Annotated in this window: 10 protein-coding genes and 8 pseudogenes; 1 reads left to right on the forward strand and 17 read right to left on the reverse strand. The window is 61.9% G+C overall.

Annotated features, from left to right (window positions below):
• Positions 1 to 118: 118 nt before the first annotated feature.
• The 6 genes and pseudogenes from istB to LRS10_RS18225 all read right to left on the reverse strand — a co-directional run.
• A pseudogene (istB, locus tag LRS10_RS18200) lies at positions 119 to 834 on the reverse strand (IS21-like element helper ATPase IstB); the annotation flags it as partial.
• Between the two features lie 22 nt (positions 835 to 856).
• A pseudogene (gene istA / locus LRS10_RS18205) lies at positions 857 to 1,854 on the reverse strand (IS21 family transposase); the annotation flags it as partial.
• A gap of 42 nt (positions 1,855 to 1,896) precedes the next feature.
• Entirely contained in the window at positions 1,897 to 3,537 is a 1,641-nt protein-coding gene (locus tag LRS10_RS18210; protein ID WP_257838483.1) for an IS66 family transposase, read from the reverse strand.
• A gap of 70 nt (positions 3,538 to 3,607) precedes the next feature.
• A complete protein-coding gene (gene tnpB, locus LRS10_RS18215; RefSeq protein WP_257838484.1) occupies positions 3,608 to 3,964 on the reverse strand; it encodes an IS66 family insertion sequence element accessory protein TnpB in 357 nt (118 codons plus the stop codon).
• The gene (locus LRS10_RS18220; protein ID WP_257838485.1) at positions 3,961 to 4,341 is read right to left on the reverse strand and encodes a transposase; all 381 of its coding nucleotides are present in this window, start codon (positions 4,339 to 4,341) and stop codon (positions 3,961 to 3,963) included. Before LRS10_RS18220 ends, tnpB begins: the two co-directional genes overlap by 4 nt.
• 76 nt (positions 4,342 to 4,417) lie before the next feature.
• Positions 4,418 to 4,972: pseudogene (locus tag LRS10_RS18225) on the reverse strand (IS21 family transposase); the annotation flags it as partial.
• A 166-nt stretch (positions 4,973 to 5,138) separates the two neighbouring features.
• Between LRS10_RS18225 and LRS10_RS18230 the strand changes: the two are divergent.
• Positions 5,139 to 5,438 (forward strand): annotated as a pseudogene (locus LRS10_RS18230) (transposase domain-containing protein); the annotation flags it as partial.
• Positions 5,439 to 5,642: 204 nt separating this feature from the next.
• Here LRS10_RS18230 and LRS10_RS18235 read toward each other — a convergent pair.
• The 11 genes and pseudogenes from LRS10_RS18235 to LRS10_RS18270 all read right to left on the reverse strand — a co-directional run.
• Positions 5,643 to 5,849: pseudogene (locus LRS10_RS18235) on the reverse strand (transposase); the annotation flags it as partial.
• A gap of 19 nt (positions 5,850 to 5,868) precedes the next feature.
• Entirely contained in the window at positions 5,869 to 6,885 is a 1,017-nt protein-coding gene (locus tag LRS10_RS18240) for an amidohydrolase family protein (protein WP_257838487.1), read from the reverse strand.
• 158 nt (positions 6,886 to 7,043) lie between these two features.
• Positions 7,044 to 7,520 carry an SDR family oxidoreductase gene (locus tag LRS10_RS18245; RefSeq protein WP_257838488.1) on the reverse strand — a complete coding sequence of 159 codons (477 nt, stop codon included), beginning with the start codon at positions 7,518 to 7,520 and terminating at the stop codon, positions 7,044 to 7,046.
• Positions 7,501 to 7,791: an SDR family oxidoreductase gene (locus LRS10_RS25265; RefSeq protein WP_374570390.1), complete on the reverse strand. Its 291-nt coding sequence runs from the start codon at positions 7,789 to 7,791 to the stop codon at positions 7,501 to 7,503. The genes LRS10_RS18245 and LRS10_RS25265 overlap by 20 nt, the downstream gene beginning before the upstream one ends.
• Before the next feature lie 169 nt (positions 7,792 to 7,960).
• A pseudogene (locus tag LRS10_RS18250) lies at positions 7,961 to 8,815 on the reverse strand (VOC family protein); the annotation flags it as partial.
• On the reverse strand, positions 8,815 to 9,156 hold the full coding sequence (locus LRS10_RS25270; protein ID WP_374570393.1) for an aromatic-ring-hydroxylating dioxygenase subunit beta: 342 nt from the start codon (positions 9,154 to 9,156) through the stop codon (positions 8,815 to 8,817). The pseudogene LRS10_RS18250 and the gene LRS10_RS25270, both read right to left, overlap by 1 nt.
• Positions 9,157 to 9,333: 177 nt before the next feature.
• The gene (locus tag LRS10_RS18255) at positions 9,334 to 10,203 is read right to left on the reverse strand and encodes an RHO alpha subunit C-terminal catalytic domain-containing protein (RefSeq protein WP_257838490.1); all 870 of its coding nucleotides are present in this window, start codon (positions 10,201 to 10,203) and stop codon (positions 9,334 to 9,336) included.
• 42 nt (positions 10,204 to 10,245) lie between these two features.
• Positions 10,246 to 10,383 (reverse strand): annotated as a pseudogene (locus LRS10_RS25275) (Rieske 2Fe-2S domain-containing protein); the annotation flags it as partial.
• A gap of 534 nt (positions 10,384 to 10,917) precedes the next feature.
• The gene (locus LRS10_RS18260) at positions 10,918 to 11,781 is read right to left on the reverse strand and encodes an alpha/beta fold hydrolase (protein WP_257817789.1); all 864 of its coding nucleotides are present in this window, start codon (positions 11,779 to 11,781) and stop codon (positions 10,918 to 10,920) included.
• A gap of 263 nt (positions 11,782 to 12,044) precedes the next feature.
• Positions 12,045 to 13,241, reverse strand: coding sequence for a TonB-dependent receptor (locus LRS10_RS18265; protein ID WP_257838491.1), 1,197 nt, complete (start codon positions 13,239 to 13,241; stop codon positions 12,045 to 12,047).
• Positions 13,242 to 13,974: 733 nt separating this feature from the next.
• A pseudogene (locus LRS10_RS18270) lies at positions 13,975 to 14,511 on the reverse strand (TonB-dependent receptor plug domain-containing protein); the annotation flags it as partial.
• Positions 14,512 to 14,609 lie beyond the last annotated feature (98 nt).

Consider the following 14,609-nt stretch of genomic DNA (forward strand, 5'->3'; position numbering starts at 1 on the left):
GGTCTCCTCCGCGCAATGGCAAGATGACGACCACCATGACGCTTCGGCGTCGGTCTGAGGGGGCCATCCACCCCATCAAGGGGTTGGCCTGAGCGTCAAGCTCGCGGTGGCCGGAGAGCCTGCGCAGGCTGTCGCCGGCGAGGGTCAGGCGGTGGGCGTTGTGGACCAGCCGGTCGAGGATGGCGTCGGCCAGGGTGGGGTCGCCGATGACGTCGTGCCATTGGTCGACGGGGATCTGGCTGGTGACGATGGTGGAGCCGCGGCCCTGCCGGTCTTCGACGATCTCCAGGAGGTCGATGCGCTGGTTGGGCGTGAGCCCGGCGAGGCCCCAGTCGTCGAGGATCAGGAGGTCGACACGCCCCAGCGTCTTGAGCAGGCGGGCGTGGCGGCCGTCGCCGCGGGCGAGCGCCAGGGCCTCGAAGAGGCGCGGGACGCGCTGGTAGAAGACGGAGCGGCCGTCGCGGCGGCCTTGTGGCCGAGCGCGCAGGCGATCCAGCTCTTGCCGACGCCGCAGGGGCCGGTGATCAGGCAGTTCTGATGGCGGCCGATCCAGTCGCCGGCGACGAGGCGGGCGAGCAGCGCGCGGTCCAGCCCGCGCGGCGTACGCAGGTCGATGTCCTCGACGCAGGCGTCCTGGCGGAGCGCGGCAAACTTCAGCCGCGCGGTCAGCCGCTTCCTGTCGCGCTCGGCCGCCTCGCGGTCGGCCATGATGCCGATGCGCTCCTCGAAGCTGAGCGCGGCGAGATCGGGCGCGGCGCGCTGCTCCTCGAAGGCCTTGGCCATGCCGGGCAGGCCGAGCGCGATCAGGCGCTCATAGGTGGGGTGGGCGAGCATCGGGTCTCCTTGGGTTTGAGGGTCAGTGGAAGTAGTTGCGGCCGCGGATGTTGCCGTGGCGCAGGGGCTGGTCATCGGGCTCGGGCTCCAGGAAGGCGCGGTCGAGGCCGGTCTGCAGGATCGAGCGGACCGAGCTGGCCGAGCGGGCCCTGATCTGGGCGGCGCGCTGGCAGGCCGCCTCCAGACGGGCGCGGCGTAGCGCTTCTCCAGGGCCAGGATGCCCATGCAGCTGCGGAAGCCCTGCTCCGGATGCGGCCGCTCGGCCATGATGGCCGAGACCAGCGCCGCCGCCGGGCCGATCTTCTGCGCGCCGGCCATCAGCCGCGCCGGCGTCCACTCGGCGTGCCGGCGGTGCGAGCTGGGCATGTGCTCGGGGATCGTCGTGTGGTCGCGGCGGCCTAAGGACCGGGCGTGGCTGGCGAGGCGCTGGCCCTTGTGGAAGACCTCCACCGTGCGTTCGCTCATCCGCACATCGACCTGCTCGGGGATCAGCCGGTAGGAGACGGAGTACCAGGAGCCGTCGATCTCGACGTGGTAGTCGAGCCCCGCCCGGCAGACCTTCCACTCGGCGAAGGCGTAGGGCGCCGCCGGCAGCGGCTTCAGCGCCGGGGCGTCCACCTGGGCGAAGAGCTCGGCGCGGCTCATGCCGTAGGCGCGCATCACCCGCCCGTTGAGCTCCGCCGTCAGCTCGGCGATGGCGGCGTTGAGCTCCGCCAGCCCGAAGACGCGCCGGTTGCGCAGCCGCGCCAGGATCCAGCGCTCGGCCAGCAGCACCGCCTGCTCGACCTTGGCCTTGTCGCGCGGCTTGTAGGGCCGGGCCGGGATCACCGCGGTCCCGTAGTGCCGCGCCAGGTCCTGGTAGGTCCGGTTGATCTGCGGCTCGTAGCGGTCGCCGCGCGCCACCCCCGCCTTGAGGTTGTCGCAGACGATCGTCGCCGGGACCCCGCCGAGGGCGGCGAAGAGCCCGACATGGCAGCCGATCCAGTCCGCCGGGCCCTCGCTCGGCCGGGCCTCGGCGTAGAGTAAGCGGTGCTTTTCCACCGTAGGTCGACGGCTTGACGGTCAGGCGGCGGCCTGAGCGGCCTTCCAGTTCCAGGGCGTGAGGTCGTCGAGGCGGCTGTTGAGGTGGCCGTTCACCAGTCGGGTGAGGACGTCCTCGAGATAGGCCGCGGGGTTCACGCCGTGGAGTTTGCAGCACTCGATGAGGGTGGCCAGGATCGCCCAGTGCTCCGCGCCTTCGTCGGATCCGGCGAAGAGCGCATTTTTCCGGTTGAGAGCGATGGGGCGCATCGTGCGTTCGACCGGATTGGTGTCGAGCTCGATGCGGCCGTCGTCGAGGAAGAGGGTCAGGCCGTCCCAGTGCGTCTGGATGTAGCGGATCGCCTCGGCGGTCTGTGAGCGCCCTGGCAGCCGCGTCAGCTGCTCCTCGAGCCAGGATTTCAGCGCCGCGATGAGCGGCGCGCTCCGCTGCCGCCGCACCTGTCGCCGCGCTTCGGCGGATTGGCCGCGGATCTCGGCTTCGACGGCGTAGAGCTGGCCGATACGGGCCAGGAGTTCGCCGGCGACCGGTGCAGATCCGCCCTTGGTCAGGTCGAAGGCTTTACGGCGGGCGTGCGACCAGCAGTGCGCCAGGGCCACGTCGTTGCGACGCGTCGCCAGGGTCTTGTAGGCGGTGTAGCCGTCGGTCTGCAGCACCCCGGAGAAGTCCTTCAGGAGCGTGATCGCGTGATCGGCGCCGCGGCCCGGGGCGTAGGTGTAGACGACGGCTGGAGGATCGGTTCCGGCCCAGCCGCGATCGTCCCGGGCGATTGCCCAGAAGTAACCGCTCTTGGTGCGTCCACGTCCTGGATCGAGCACCGGCGCCTTGGTCTCGTCGACGAAGAGTCGGGAGGCGCTCAGCAAGGTCTGGCGCATGTGCGCCCAGATCGGCTTCAGCTCGGCCGCCGCGTAGCCGGTCCAGAAGGCCAGAGTGGAGCGGTCGAGGCTGATCCCCTGGCGGGCGAAGCCCTGCGCTTGGCGGTAAAGCGGGACATGGTCGGCGTACTTGTCGACCACCACCTGCGTCACCAGCCGCTCGGTCGGCAGGCCGCCTTCGATCAGCCGTGCAGGCGCCGGGGCCTGGACGATCGGCCCCTCGCAGGATCGGCAGGCGTATTTCGGCCGGCGGGTGACGATCACCTGGTACTGCGCCGGGACGACGTCGAGCCGCTTGGAGACGTCCTCGCCGATCACGTGCAGCTCTCCGCCGCAGCACGAGCAAGCCCGCGTCTCCGGCTCGATGGTCACGTCGATCTGCGGCAGATGATCGGGCAGCGAGGGCCGGCGGTCCCGGCGCTGGCGCGTGCGATGCGCCTTCAGCTCCGGATCGGACCGCTCTTCTTCCTGTTCGATTTCGGCCAGGCCTTGGACCAGGTCCTCGAAGGCCAGCTGCAGCTGATCCTTGTCCAGCTGCTCCGAGCGCTTGCCGAACTGCAGCCGGCGGAGCTTGGCGATAATGAGCGCGTAGCGCTCATTCTGCGCCTCGAGCTGGGCGACCTGCGCTAAGAGTTGAGCGTGCTCGTTCTCGACGGCGGCAAGCTGGGCCTGCCCGGCCCGGATCTGCTCGATCTCGGCCTCCGCGGCCGCCGCCCGAGCCCGCGCCGCCAGGATCATGGCGCGTAGCGTCTCCACATCGTCGGGAAGATCGGCGGCGCCCAAATCCATAGGCGGAGTGAAGCACAAGATCGGCGGTTTGAGGCGCCCCCCGCGGAGCGGCTGATTCAATCCGCCGCAGCTAGCGGATCGCCTTTGGCGCCGCCCGTCTGGGCGGGTGAATCCGCGTCCAATCGAGCCCGTCGAGCAGCGCCGCCAGCTGCGACGAAGACAGGCGCATCACCCCGTCGCTGATCGGCGGCCATTTGAACGCCCCCTCGTCGAGCGCCTTCCACAGCATCACCAGGCCCGAGCCGTCCCAGGCGATGATCTTCACCCGGTCCGCGCGCTTGGCCCGGAACACCAGGACCACGCCGGCGGCGAACGGATCCTGACCCAAGCTCTCCTTGGCGAGGGCCGCCAGGCTCTCAGCCCCGCGGCGGAAATCCACCGGTTTCGTCGCCACCAGCACCCGGGCCCCGGATCCGATGCCGATCAACGTCCGCCCGCCCGCAACGCCATCACGATCGCGGCCGCCATCTGCCGATCCGCGTCGGGCCAAATCCGCACCGACGCGCCGCCCAGCTGGAGCTCGATCAAGCCCGCGGTGGGCGCACGCGGCGCCTCATCGGCGCCCGCCACTTCAATCTGCGCGAACGTCATGCCCGCGCTCGCCTCCCGGGCTTCTCGCCGCCAGTTGAACAACTGAGACTTCGACACGCCATGCCGGGCGGCCGCTTCGCCCACCGTCGTGGCGTAGCTGTCCTCGACAACCTGCGCCTTCTGCTCAGCGCTCCATCGCCGCCGACGCGCTGTCCCCGTGAAGACCTCGATCCGATGCGCCGGAGGCATCATCAGCACATCATCACCCGACATCATCAGCTCTCTTAAGCCCGCGGCCGCGACCGATGGGCCAAGCTCAGGGATCAATCCGTCGAGGGAAAGGTGGGGAAGAAGCCGCGCTTACGGCGTAGACGTAGCTCGACGCCCCCATGGCGGCCACGAAGAGCTTCATCGGCCGGACCGCGCCGGTCTCGGGATCGATCACCTCGAGGGTGTCGCCGGCGTAGTCGACGAAGACCTTCTCGCCGCCCCGATGCCGCTGGCGCATGGTCGGCGCCTGCCGCGCCTTCCAGGCGTCGTAGTGCTGGCAGAACCAGGCGTAGCCGTAGCCGTCGGGATGCTCCGCCCGGTACTCCTGCCACAAGAGCGAGCGGGTCACGCCCTTGCGCCGCAGCTCCCGGTCCACCGCCGCCCAGTCCGGCTCGGCCCGCGGCGCCTTGCTCGGCGGCTGGCCGGGAAACAGCCGCCGCTCCAGCGCGGTGTCGTCCAGCGCCTCGGGCAACGGCCAGCCCAGCCCCGCCACCTGGGCGCGCTGCAGGTAGTCGCTCACCGCGCCCTTGCTGATCCCCAGCGAGCTCGCGATCAGCCGGGTGCTCAGGCCGACCTCGAACCTCAGGCGCAACAACTCTCGTATCCGGCGCATCGACAATCTCTCGCTCGGCATCGGGTCCCCCCTGCTCACACAGAGGGGCTCCTTAGCCCTCAGATTGTCGGCCGAACCGTGCTCACCCCTTCAGATCAGGGGCGCCCACCATCCCGTGGAATGGCTGCCCACCTTCGCGCGGAATCCGCGCCCACCTTGCCGTGGAATCCGTGCCCACGATCGCGTGGAACACGCAACCCGATTCCTCGACGACGGCCGCGTCGAGCTCGACACCAACACCGTCGAGCGCGCCATCCGGCCGCTGGCTCTGACGCGGAAAAACAGCCTCTTCGCCGGCAGCGAAGGCGGGGCGGAACACTGGGCGGTGCTGGCCTCGCTCATCGCCACCTGCAAGCTCAATGGCGTCGAGCCCCAGGCCTACATCGAGGACGTCATCACAAAGCTGATCAACGGCCATCTCCAGAGCCGCCTCGACGAACTCCTGCCCTGGGCCTACGCCCCGACCTCCACCGCAATCGCGGCCTGATCTACATCCCGACCGCCGACTGCAGCGTGCCCGCCCGCGGCCCCGCAGCGCCGCTTACGATGATCCGCACCTCGTTGAACCTGCTCTTCTTCACATCCGTCTCCTCTAGGTGACGGACTCTCACTCAAACCGAGGGATCAGGAAGGCGGCAGGTCACCGGCCGACGTTCTCTGATGCGACGAGCCATGCCCAGGATCTGCGCCGCCAACGCATCACGGACCCGGCGCCGTGGATGAGCAGTCGCCTGAGATAGCTGTCCCCGCGCTTGCTAATCCCGCCGAGCTTGTCGACGCCGCCGGTTGAATGCTGGCGTGGGACCAAACCTAGCCAGGCAGCAAAGTGCCGCCCGGACTTGAAGTCGGCCGGGTCCCTGACAGAGGAAATGAGGGCTGCGGCGGTGATCACACCCACCTCCCCCCTACCAGGGCAATCAGGTCGAAGTCTGCGGGAAGCCGAGGCCGAAAAAGCGCAGCGCATTCCCGCGAAGAATCTGCCGTTTTTCGCTTTCGGAAAGTCCCAGTCGATCGATGCGCTGATTGGCCTCGCGGTCCATGATGAGGAACGGATAATCCGTCCCAACCATGAGTTGAGATATACCGAATTTTTCGATCAAATAGCGTAGTGCTCCCTCATCGTAAACCAGCGTGTCGTAGAAGAACTTGCGGGCGACTTCGTTGGGCGAGAGTGTGAGCTTCTCTTGAAGCTCCGGGGCCATGCTCCAAGAAAATTGTAGCCGCGGCAACACTTGTCCGAATGCTCCACCGCCATGGCTGAAAGCGATGCGCAGGTCGGGGTGCGCCTGCATGATTCCGCCGGTAACGAAGGAGGCGGCGGCAAATGCCGTCTCACAGGGGAATGCAATCACTTGTTCCAGCATTGCCCCGCCCACGAGGCGTTCTACACCCACCGGCCTCAGGGCATGCACAAAAACGGGAAGCGAAAGTTCATTCACTACCGCAAAGAAGGCCGCAAAATCGGGATGCCCGATCGGCTTTCCGTTGATGTTTGTACCAAGCTCGATCCCGTGGAGACACTCGTTCTCCGCAATATAGTGCAGCTCCCTGATGGCGAGATCGATCGATTGCAAGGGCACCATGCCGAGGCCCAAGAAACGGGCCCTATCAGCCGATACCATCTGCGCGATTTCATCGTTCGTATGCCGGGCCAGAATTGCCGCGTCGTCGGGCTGCAGCCAATACGACAGAAGCTCCGGCATCGGCGAAAGTGCCTGCCGTGCGATGCCACTGGCTTCCATTTCTTCCGACCTAAGGCGCGGGTTCCAGGAATTTGCCGTGATCGCCCGAAATGGCTTCTCGCCGGTATAAACGCAGGCATGGCCGCAGTCCTGGTGCACGACAGAGGGCCAAGCCACATCCTTCCTAATTCCCCTGTACGCAGGGAAGCTGGACGGAACCACGTGGGTGTGAATGTCTATCGTGCCAGTCATTGCCGCCTCAAGCGAGTCATTGGGGATTGAGCGCTAGTCGCCAAGGTCAAGCGGCGGACACGATTCTCCACTCGAGCAGGTGGTCTCTCGGCGCGCTACTGCCACTACTTTTATGAGCCAGCGCGAGAGAACGGCAAAACCAACTTCCCCGCGTCCGTTTAGAGCATCGTGCTTCCGCCATTCACGCTAATGACTTGGCCTGTGACGAAAGCCGCCTCCTCAGATGCGAGATAACGAACCATGGAGGCGACCTCGGCAGTCTGGGCCGGGCGGCCCTTCGGAACTACACCAATGGCATCTTCAAGCAGTGGGATGGTGTGCTGCTTCCGCATTTCGACCACGATTGGCGTATCTACAATGCAAGGCGCAACGGTGTTGAACGTAATGTCGTCAGCGGCAAACTCCCGTGCGAGACCCGTCGTTAGTCCGTGTACGCCGCCTTTGGCGGCGTTGTAGCCTGCGTGCTGCCAAAGGCCATTTCGGACCGAGTCCGCGCCGATAAAGATTACGCGTCCAAACTTCTTCGTGAGCATGTGCGGCAAAACTGTGCGTGTGCACCAAAGGGCCGTCCACAAATTTCGGTCCAGGGTTTCGCGCAGGGTCTCCGGAGTGTGGTCAAGGAATGGCCGGATCACACCACCCCCCGGCGTTGTTGACTAGGATATCGATAGTGCCGAATCGGGCCAACGCCGCGCCAACTAACCTATTTGCCCCCTCTTCCTTTGAAAGATCTGAGCAGACGGTTTCGATCTGCCCTGGCAGCCGCCCCGCCAAATCCTTCAACGTGTCCTCGGCTGTATCGCCAAGCACGAGATTGACACCGACTTCGGCCAATTTTTCGCAGATGGCCTGTCCGATACCGCTCGCTGCACCGGTGACGATTGCGACTTTGTTCTTGAAAGACATCGGCGTTAAGTCGCTTGGCTTTGAAGTGACTGAAACATTCCACTATTGCCGAAGCCCGGCTGCGGCAAGCCCCCCAAAAATCCACCGATTCGAGTTTCGCTTCGAGAAGGCGTGGATTACGAGGCCCGATCTCCGGGAACTCCTCCATTCCGAAACTGTATTCAACCGTGATCCCATCCGGGTCCAGAAAATAGAGGAAAATCGACTCAGATGGCGGGTGGCGGCCGGGACCATAAACGATCTTCACGTCGTTGGCCTTCATCCGATTCATTGCCCTTCCGATGTCGTCGATCTCGGTCACCATGAAATTCACGTGGTTCAACCTCTGTGCTTGGCCAGCACTCAAGCCCAGGCTGTGGTGGAACGGATTGGGGAAGCACCGCATGAAGGTGACCATACCATCGACGCGATCCGACGCACGAAAGTTCATTTGGTTCAGCAGAAAATCTTCCACCTCCCTGTGATGCGGAGTATTTAGCACCACGTGGCCCAAACGGGCGATCTTCGTGTGCGTCGGAGTGAATGCCGGCGCCGCCTTGTTCATTGCGGAATAATACTCAAAGACCGCACCCAGCTTATCGTAGACTGTGCGGAAGCCAAAGTCGATGCCCAAGCGCGCGGCTTCATCGTCAGGCACTTCAACTATTGGCAAGCCCAAAGACTGAAAATGGAACCGCGCAATATCCACTGTTTCGGGAGACTCCAATTCCCACCCAACCCGCTTGAGGCCGTGATCGTTTCCGTCCTGGCACAACATAAGATCATGGTGCCGGTCGCTACACCGGAAAAAAACCACATCTTCTGTTGAGTCTGCCGACGCGGTCAGGCCTACTATTGCGCCGTAGAAGGCTTCGCTGGCCTTGATATCGCTAACATTAAGCGCCACATAGCCGAGTCTCGTATGTCGAATATCCTTGGCCGCCATAACTGTGTCGCCTCCGTAAAATTGATTAGACTGGGACAAGCGCATGATTTGAGTGCGCATCCAGCATCTTGTGGATGCCCTGAGAGCTTCGGACCGCATCACAAGATGATGCTGACCTTACCCTGCTCTCGTATATGGTCGAGATCCAATTGAGATCTCTTGTTTCGGATCCGCAACCCGGCCTTCGCCAGCCTGAGCTCATAGGTGTGATGACCGAGATAAGTTTCCAAGATTCCGTTCTTGGAGCGGTAGGTGACGAATTTCGATTCCACATCAAATGAGTCGTCGTCTCCACCCAGTAAACGCACATTCGAAATAAGACGACAGCATTTGGAGTGCGGGTATTCGACGTGAGCCGTGTTTTTTTGAAGCCGCCGAACCCGCTGGACCAACCGCGGGTAGTCGTCGGCGATATAGAAGAGCGAGGACGCGGCACTCACATCGTCATCGGACCCGGCAGGGGGGAACTAAGTAGCTCGCACCCTCTTCGAACAGAGCGAGCCAATCGTCGAGCAGCCATCTGTCCAACAGGGCGGCCTCATCATACAGAAACGTCTCGACGTCCCGAACCGTCACCGAAAGCCCCGCGGCGGGCTTTTTCGCTACAGATCCCGTCATTATCCAGCCTCCCCTTCCATGCGCCGGCTCCACTCGCGCCAGAAACACCGCATCTGTTCTTCATCTTGACTGGTAGGACGATCCGAGAGCGCACCTTTCGAAATATCGTTCCAGCCGATGCCATCGATATCGGAGTTCTCGTACCCTCTTTGGCAAGCCTCCAACGCTTCCGCATCGTCGGGTGTAGCGAAGCCACCCGGGCCCAAGAACTCCAAGAAATTAAAGAGGCGGCGCTCACGCATCGCAGGGCTCTCTTCCATCGGAGCGAGCGCCCAGGCATTAACCTTCAGACGGCCTGGCGCAACCGGATAGAAGGTCCGGATTGTGATCGCCATGATGTCGTTGATGACCAGATTGGGAAAAATGAGCGTGTTGCGGTTGTTGTAGGCAATCCGTTCGGCAACGTCGCGGCCCACCCGCCTCTCCAGGCGCGCGAAGACTTCCTCGGTATCGCGCTTGCCGTCTTCGCCCCAGGATGGAACCGCCTGCGCGACGGGACGGCCCCATGGTGCGCCGTATTCGATGGTCGCGTGTCCGTTGCCGAGATCGATCGCGCGGCTTAGCTGGCTCTTTGCGTCGCCAAAACTACCATGGGTACTGAGCAAGTAATCGAAGTAGCTCGCATGCGTCGGTTGCCCGTGATATCCATCGATGCTGTTTTCGCAGAGAAGTTTCCAGTTGGCGCCAAAGCCGTATTCCTGGCAACCCCCAACGATCTCCATTCCGACATCTGTCTGATCCGAAATGAAGTCAAGGATGATCTTGGCGCCGGCAAGATACTCTTCGAGGCCAACCGCGTTTGGATCCAGATTCATGAAACAGAAGCCGCGATAGGATGCGAAGTGCGCCGGTTCCGGCAGGCTGTACATTTTCGGATCCCGGCAGGCGTCAGAATAATCCTCTTCGCCGGGTCGGGCGACGAGCTTGCCCGACGTATCGAAAGCCCAGGAGTGATAGAAGCATCGAAACAGCTTGGTTGAGCCCTGCGGCTCACGGCAGACCTGCGCTCCCCGGTGCGGGCAAGTATTGAAATAGGCCCGGGGGGCGATTGTCTCGGTCGCGAGTGAAAATCATTCGCCTACCGACGACTTCTCGGGTTACGAAGTCACCGGGTTGGCGAATTTCAGATTCATGGCCAACATAAATCCAACATTTGTCGAACAGGCGCTCTTGTTCGAGCCGCATGATCTGCGGGTCACCGAATGCTCGACGCGAAACCCGGAACGTTCCGGAGCTTCTGTCCTCCAGAACCATTCGCCCGGAGGTGGGCAGCTTCGATACAGTCGCGCTAGAGGGCATCGACATGGCCGTAATCTCCCAGAATCTAGAGGAGCCCACTTTGGACGTAAAAAGGTTAGCTTCGCGGTAAGTGATCTTACGTTATTCTTGGATGAGCGGCAAGGCTTCTAAGAGGTCCACTCGAAGACCCATGTGGAATCTAGCATGCCAAGCACACGCCTTCGGTTCGAAAACAGTCGTTGCGCTCTGAGCAGCAGCTGTTGCTGTATTCGTAATATTGAAATGTGCTCCATGCTAGCGGCCGGAGTGGTCCGGAACGCGCAGCCGATAGTACAGCAAGCTGTCTAAGATTTACTGGCTGCGGAAAAGAACCCTGCCGTAGTCCGATTGAACTCGTCCGCGTGCTCCCATTGAGCCCAGTGCCCGCATTGTGGTAAGACGAAAAGGCGTGCCTTCGGGATGAGCCTTAGAAGCGGCAGGGCCATATCCAGGGGCAAAACCTTGTCCTCGCGTCCCCAAATGATCATCGTTTCGTGGGGAAGCATCGTCAGTCGCGGATCGGACCAGAGCGGCTCGATCGCGGCATTCGGATCTGGCCGCATCGGCGGCGTGTCCACGATGTGGGGACTCAGCGCAACACGCATACGCTGCTCCAATAGCTCATCAGTGAGCTGGGACGGGTCGTACACGAACTCTTTCACGAAGCTCATGAGCTTCTCTTTGGTGGGTCCTTCACCTTCGTAGAAGGCGAATAGCGTCATGAGCGCCGGGCTCGGAAACTGGCTGAACAGTGGCATGCTCCCACCGGGGCCCATCAGGACCATCCGGTCAATCTTTTCGGGCCTGTCCATGGCTAACCGGGTGGTCACCAGTCCGCCGAGCGAATTTCCGACGAAGTGCGCCTTGTCGATGTCGAGCGCATCCAAGAACTGTCCGATTTTCGTGGCGTACCAACCTGGCATGGGACTGCCTTTAGGTTTCACGTCCGACTTGCCAAACCCGGGCAGATCCGGTGTAAGAACCCGGAAATGTTTCGAAAGCGGACCGATATTCCGGCTGTAGTTCGACCACCCCGTTGCCCCCGGTCCTCCGCCGTGGATCATCACTAGCGGCGGCCCAGACCCCGCCTCGTTATAGTGGATACGTACCCCGTCCACGACAACCGACTTGCTGGTCGATTCTTCCGTCATCGACTCCAACCGCGACATGACTTTCCTCCTTAGAAACCAAAAATCGTATCAGTGCTCTAGCTGGCGTTCGGGAATCTGCGCGAACCGCTATCGCAGCGGAAAATGACCTTCTGCGCAATATTCGCCATAACGCACTCGCGCCACCTGCGCGACTTAACTTAGCGGGGCGATCCGCAGATCGATCTCCGGTCTTCTGCGTTGCATGCGTTAAACTGTCAGTGCTCAAGGAAATCAAGAACCAGCCTTGAACGGCTCTGCATGCTCCCATTGCGCCCACCGTTCTAATTCAGCAGCAGGTCCGGGCGCACAGTAAACCGAATCCAATATTCGCGCCCGCGGTTGGTGGAGCCGAATACGTCCGGCTTGCCTCCGGGTCGCGACGTGCCGGTAAGCTGGGGATTGCCCGTTAGAGGCACGCCTGCACCGGATGTCGGCTGATATTCCTCAGTGAGGTTGCGACCGAGGAAACCGATTTCCCAACTTCCGTTAGCCGGACCGAAGGACACGAATGCATCGATCTTCGTCACTCCGTCCTGAAAAGACTCGGGCTGAAGCTGCTGCATGTAGGAATAGCGGCCTGTGTAGGTCGCACTCGAACCGACGGTCAGTAGAAAATCGTTCATCAGCGGCTTCTCATAGGTGAAGCCGAGGCTTGACGCCCATTTCGGAGCACGTGGCAACGTGCGGCCCGTCAAATCTTGCTTGTCGAAGCGACCATTCGAATCTGTATCGGCCGCGCTACAGCCTTCCGCGATGGTCTGCCCAGTGTAACAGTCGCCCAAGAAATCTTTATAGAACGACTCGTTGAAAGCTACGGCGCCAGTGATCGCGAGGCCCCGAATCTGGTACGGCTTGTAGTTGAAATCAAGCTCCACCCCCCGCACGACCGATCCGGTCACATTTGCGATAGTCGTCGAAGCGGACTGCGCCTCAAAACTGCTCAACTGCAGATCTTCATAGGCATACCGATAGACCGCCATATTGATCATCAGGGATCGATCCAATAGGGCTGTCTTCAGGCCGAGCTCCCCGCCGGTTACCGTCTCTTCGTCGAACGAATTGTCGAATGGACCGCGGAGCGCCGGTCCTGCGTCGAGCATGCCCACCTGGAAACCGCCTGACTTATATCCGGTCTTGTAGGACCCGAAGATCGTCAATGCGGACGATGGGCGCCACGTGAGCGTGGCTTCCGGAGATAGATTGTGAAACTTACGTTGGTCGGGAAGGTTCGCGGTGAGCTGAGCCTGAATCGATGGGACGACTGAAGCAATGTCCTGCTTCCTTTTTTCGTAGGTGTACCGCGCACCGGCCGATAGTTCGAGAGTATCGGTCAAGTCGAACGTGGCCTGGGCGAGATCCCGAAACTGTCGTCGAGTCGATGCTAAAGGATGTCGTCGGCAATACCAGAACTGGGGCCGCCGCGCGGCCGATGACTGTCGTCCCCACGGTGGAAAATTCGTCAAGCTGGAAAAATCCACCAAACATCCAGTTGAAACGTCCGGAGTTCTCGGAAAACACCCGAATCTCCTCGGACCAGGTGGACTTCTCGATCAGACTTGCGGATGACAGTAACGGAAGGCCGAAAGAAGCCGCATCCACGAGTTCGTAGCGCAGGTCGTAATACCCCGTGACAGAATTAATGCTGATCGCATCGGTGAGATTGTAATTGATGTCGAGCGTGCCAAGGATCTGCTCGATATCCTCGAACGGAACCCCGTCGCCAAAGCGCGGATCTAAGGCTGCCAAAGTCGGGTCGAGGTCGCTGCGCTCGACGCGATCGTCAGCCGAACAATCCTGAGCGCCCGGAATGGCGCCCGGAGGTGCTGGAATACCGTACGGGCAGGCAATTCTCTGCAACTGCATGTAGGCGGCGTTGTCCCGGCTCATTGTATAGCCAAGCTTGAATTCGGCGCTGAAGACGTCATTGGGCTCAAATCGCAAGGTTCCCCTGGCGGCGATCTCTTCCGTACCGGGTCCGAATTTATTGGCCGGGCCGAAGGTTCCTGGCGTGCCGACAGGGATGATATTTTCGATGTAGCCTTCCTGATCGGTATACCTAACAGCTAGCCGCGCGCCGAGGACCTCATTGATCGGACCAGCGACATAGGCTTCGCCGACAATTTCCTCGGCTCCGAACTCATAGGAGACCTTCGCGCGAGATTCGAATTCCTCCGTCGGGCCCGCCGACCTGAGCGAAATGATGCCGCCCGAAGCATTCTTGCCAAAGAACAGAGCCTGTGGGCCTTTGAGAACTTCAATCTGCTGGACGTCGAAGAAGCCCATCCGGACGACACCGCCATAACTGACCGTAACGCCGTCGAGATTCAGCGACACCGCTTGATCGATCGCGACGCTCGAGGTTGGGCTGGAAACGCCGCGGAGCGTGATGCTGCCGCCGAAGCCGCTGCCATTGGTCTGAATTTGAAGCTGCGGCACCATTTGCGGCAACTCAGTGAGATTGTCGATGCCCTGCTTTTCCAGGTTTTCGCCGGTCACCGCAGTGACCACGACCGGCGTGGAAATCGCTGTTTCATCGCGTTTGCGCGCGAAAACCACAATTTCCTCCACATTCTGAACAGCGTCCTGCGCCTGGGCTGCAGTCGGCAGTCCCATTGGCGCCACAAGCAGGGCGGCAAAGGCGGTTGCCCTCACCAAAACAACCTTTGAGCAGTCTTCTCGATCGCGCGATGCGGGCTCGGCTCTCCCGCTGGCGACGCACAGCATTTCTTGTTGATGATCTCGTGGCATACATCCCTCCCTGTCTAGCAATGCATTATTTATTGTTTGGCTTGTTGGCTGGCGCCGGTCGCGCGTTCGGCATTTTTTGTCCGAACGTTGAGACCGCC

The organism is Phenylobacterium sp. J426 (assembly GCF_024699945.1).
Taxonomy (GTDB): Bacteria; Pseudomonadota; Alphaproteobacteria; order Caulobacterales; family Caulobacteraceae; genus Phenylobacterium.

Bases quoted from the DNA above. Each gene is read 5' to 3' on its own strand.
- LRS10_RS25265 (WP_374570390.1), bottom strand. From the start codon at position 7,791: ATGTCTTTCAAGAACAAAGTCGCAATCGTCACCGGTGCAGCGAGCGGT.
- LRS10_RS18210 (WP_257838483.1), bottom strand. From the start codon at position 3,537: ATGGATTTGGGCGCCGCCGATCTTCCCGACGATGTGGAGACGCTACGC.
- LRS10_RS18240 (WP_257838487.1), bottom strand. From the start codon at position 6,885: ATGACTGGCACGATAGACATTCACACCCACGTGGTTCCGTCCAGCTTC.
- LRS10_RS18220 (WP_257838485.1), bottom strand. From the start codon at position 4,341: ATGTCGGGTGATGATGTGCTGATGATGCCTCCGGCGCATCGGATCGAG.
- LRS10_RS18260 (WP_257817789.1), bottom strand. From the start codon at position 11,781: ATGTCGCGGTTGGAGTCGATGACGGAAGAATCGACCAGCAAGTCGGTT.
- LRS10_RS18255 (WP_257838490.1), bottom strand. From the start codon at position 10,203: ATGTACAGCCTGCCGGAACCGGCGCACTTCGCATCCTATCGCGGCTTC.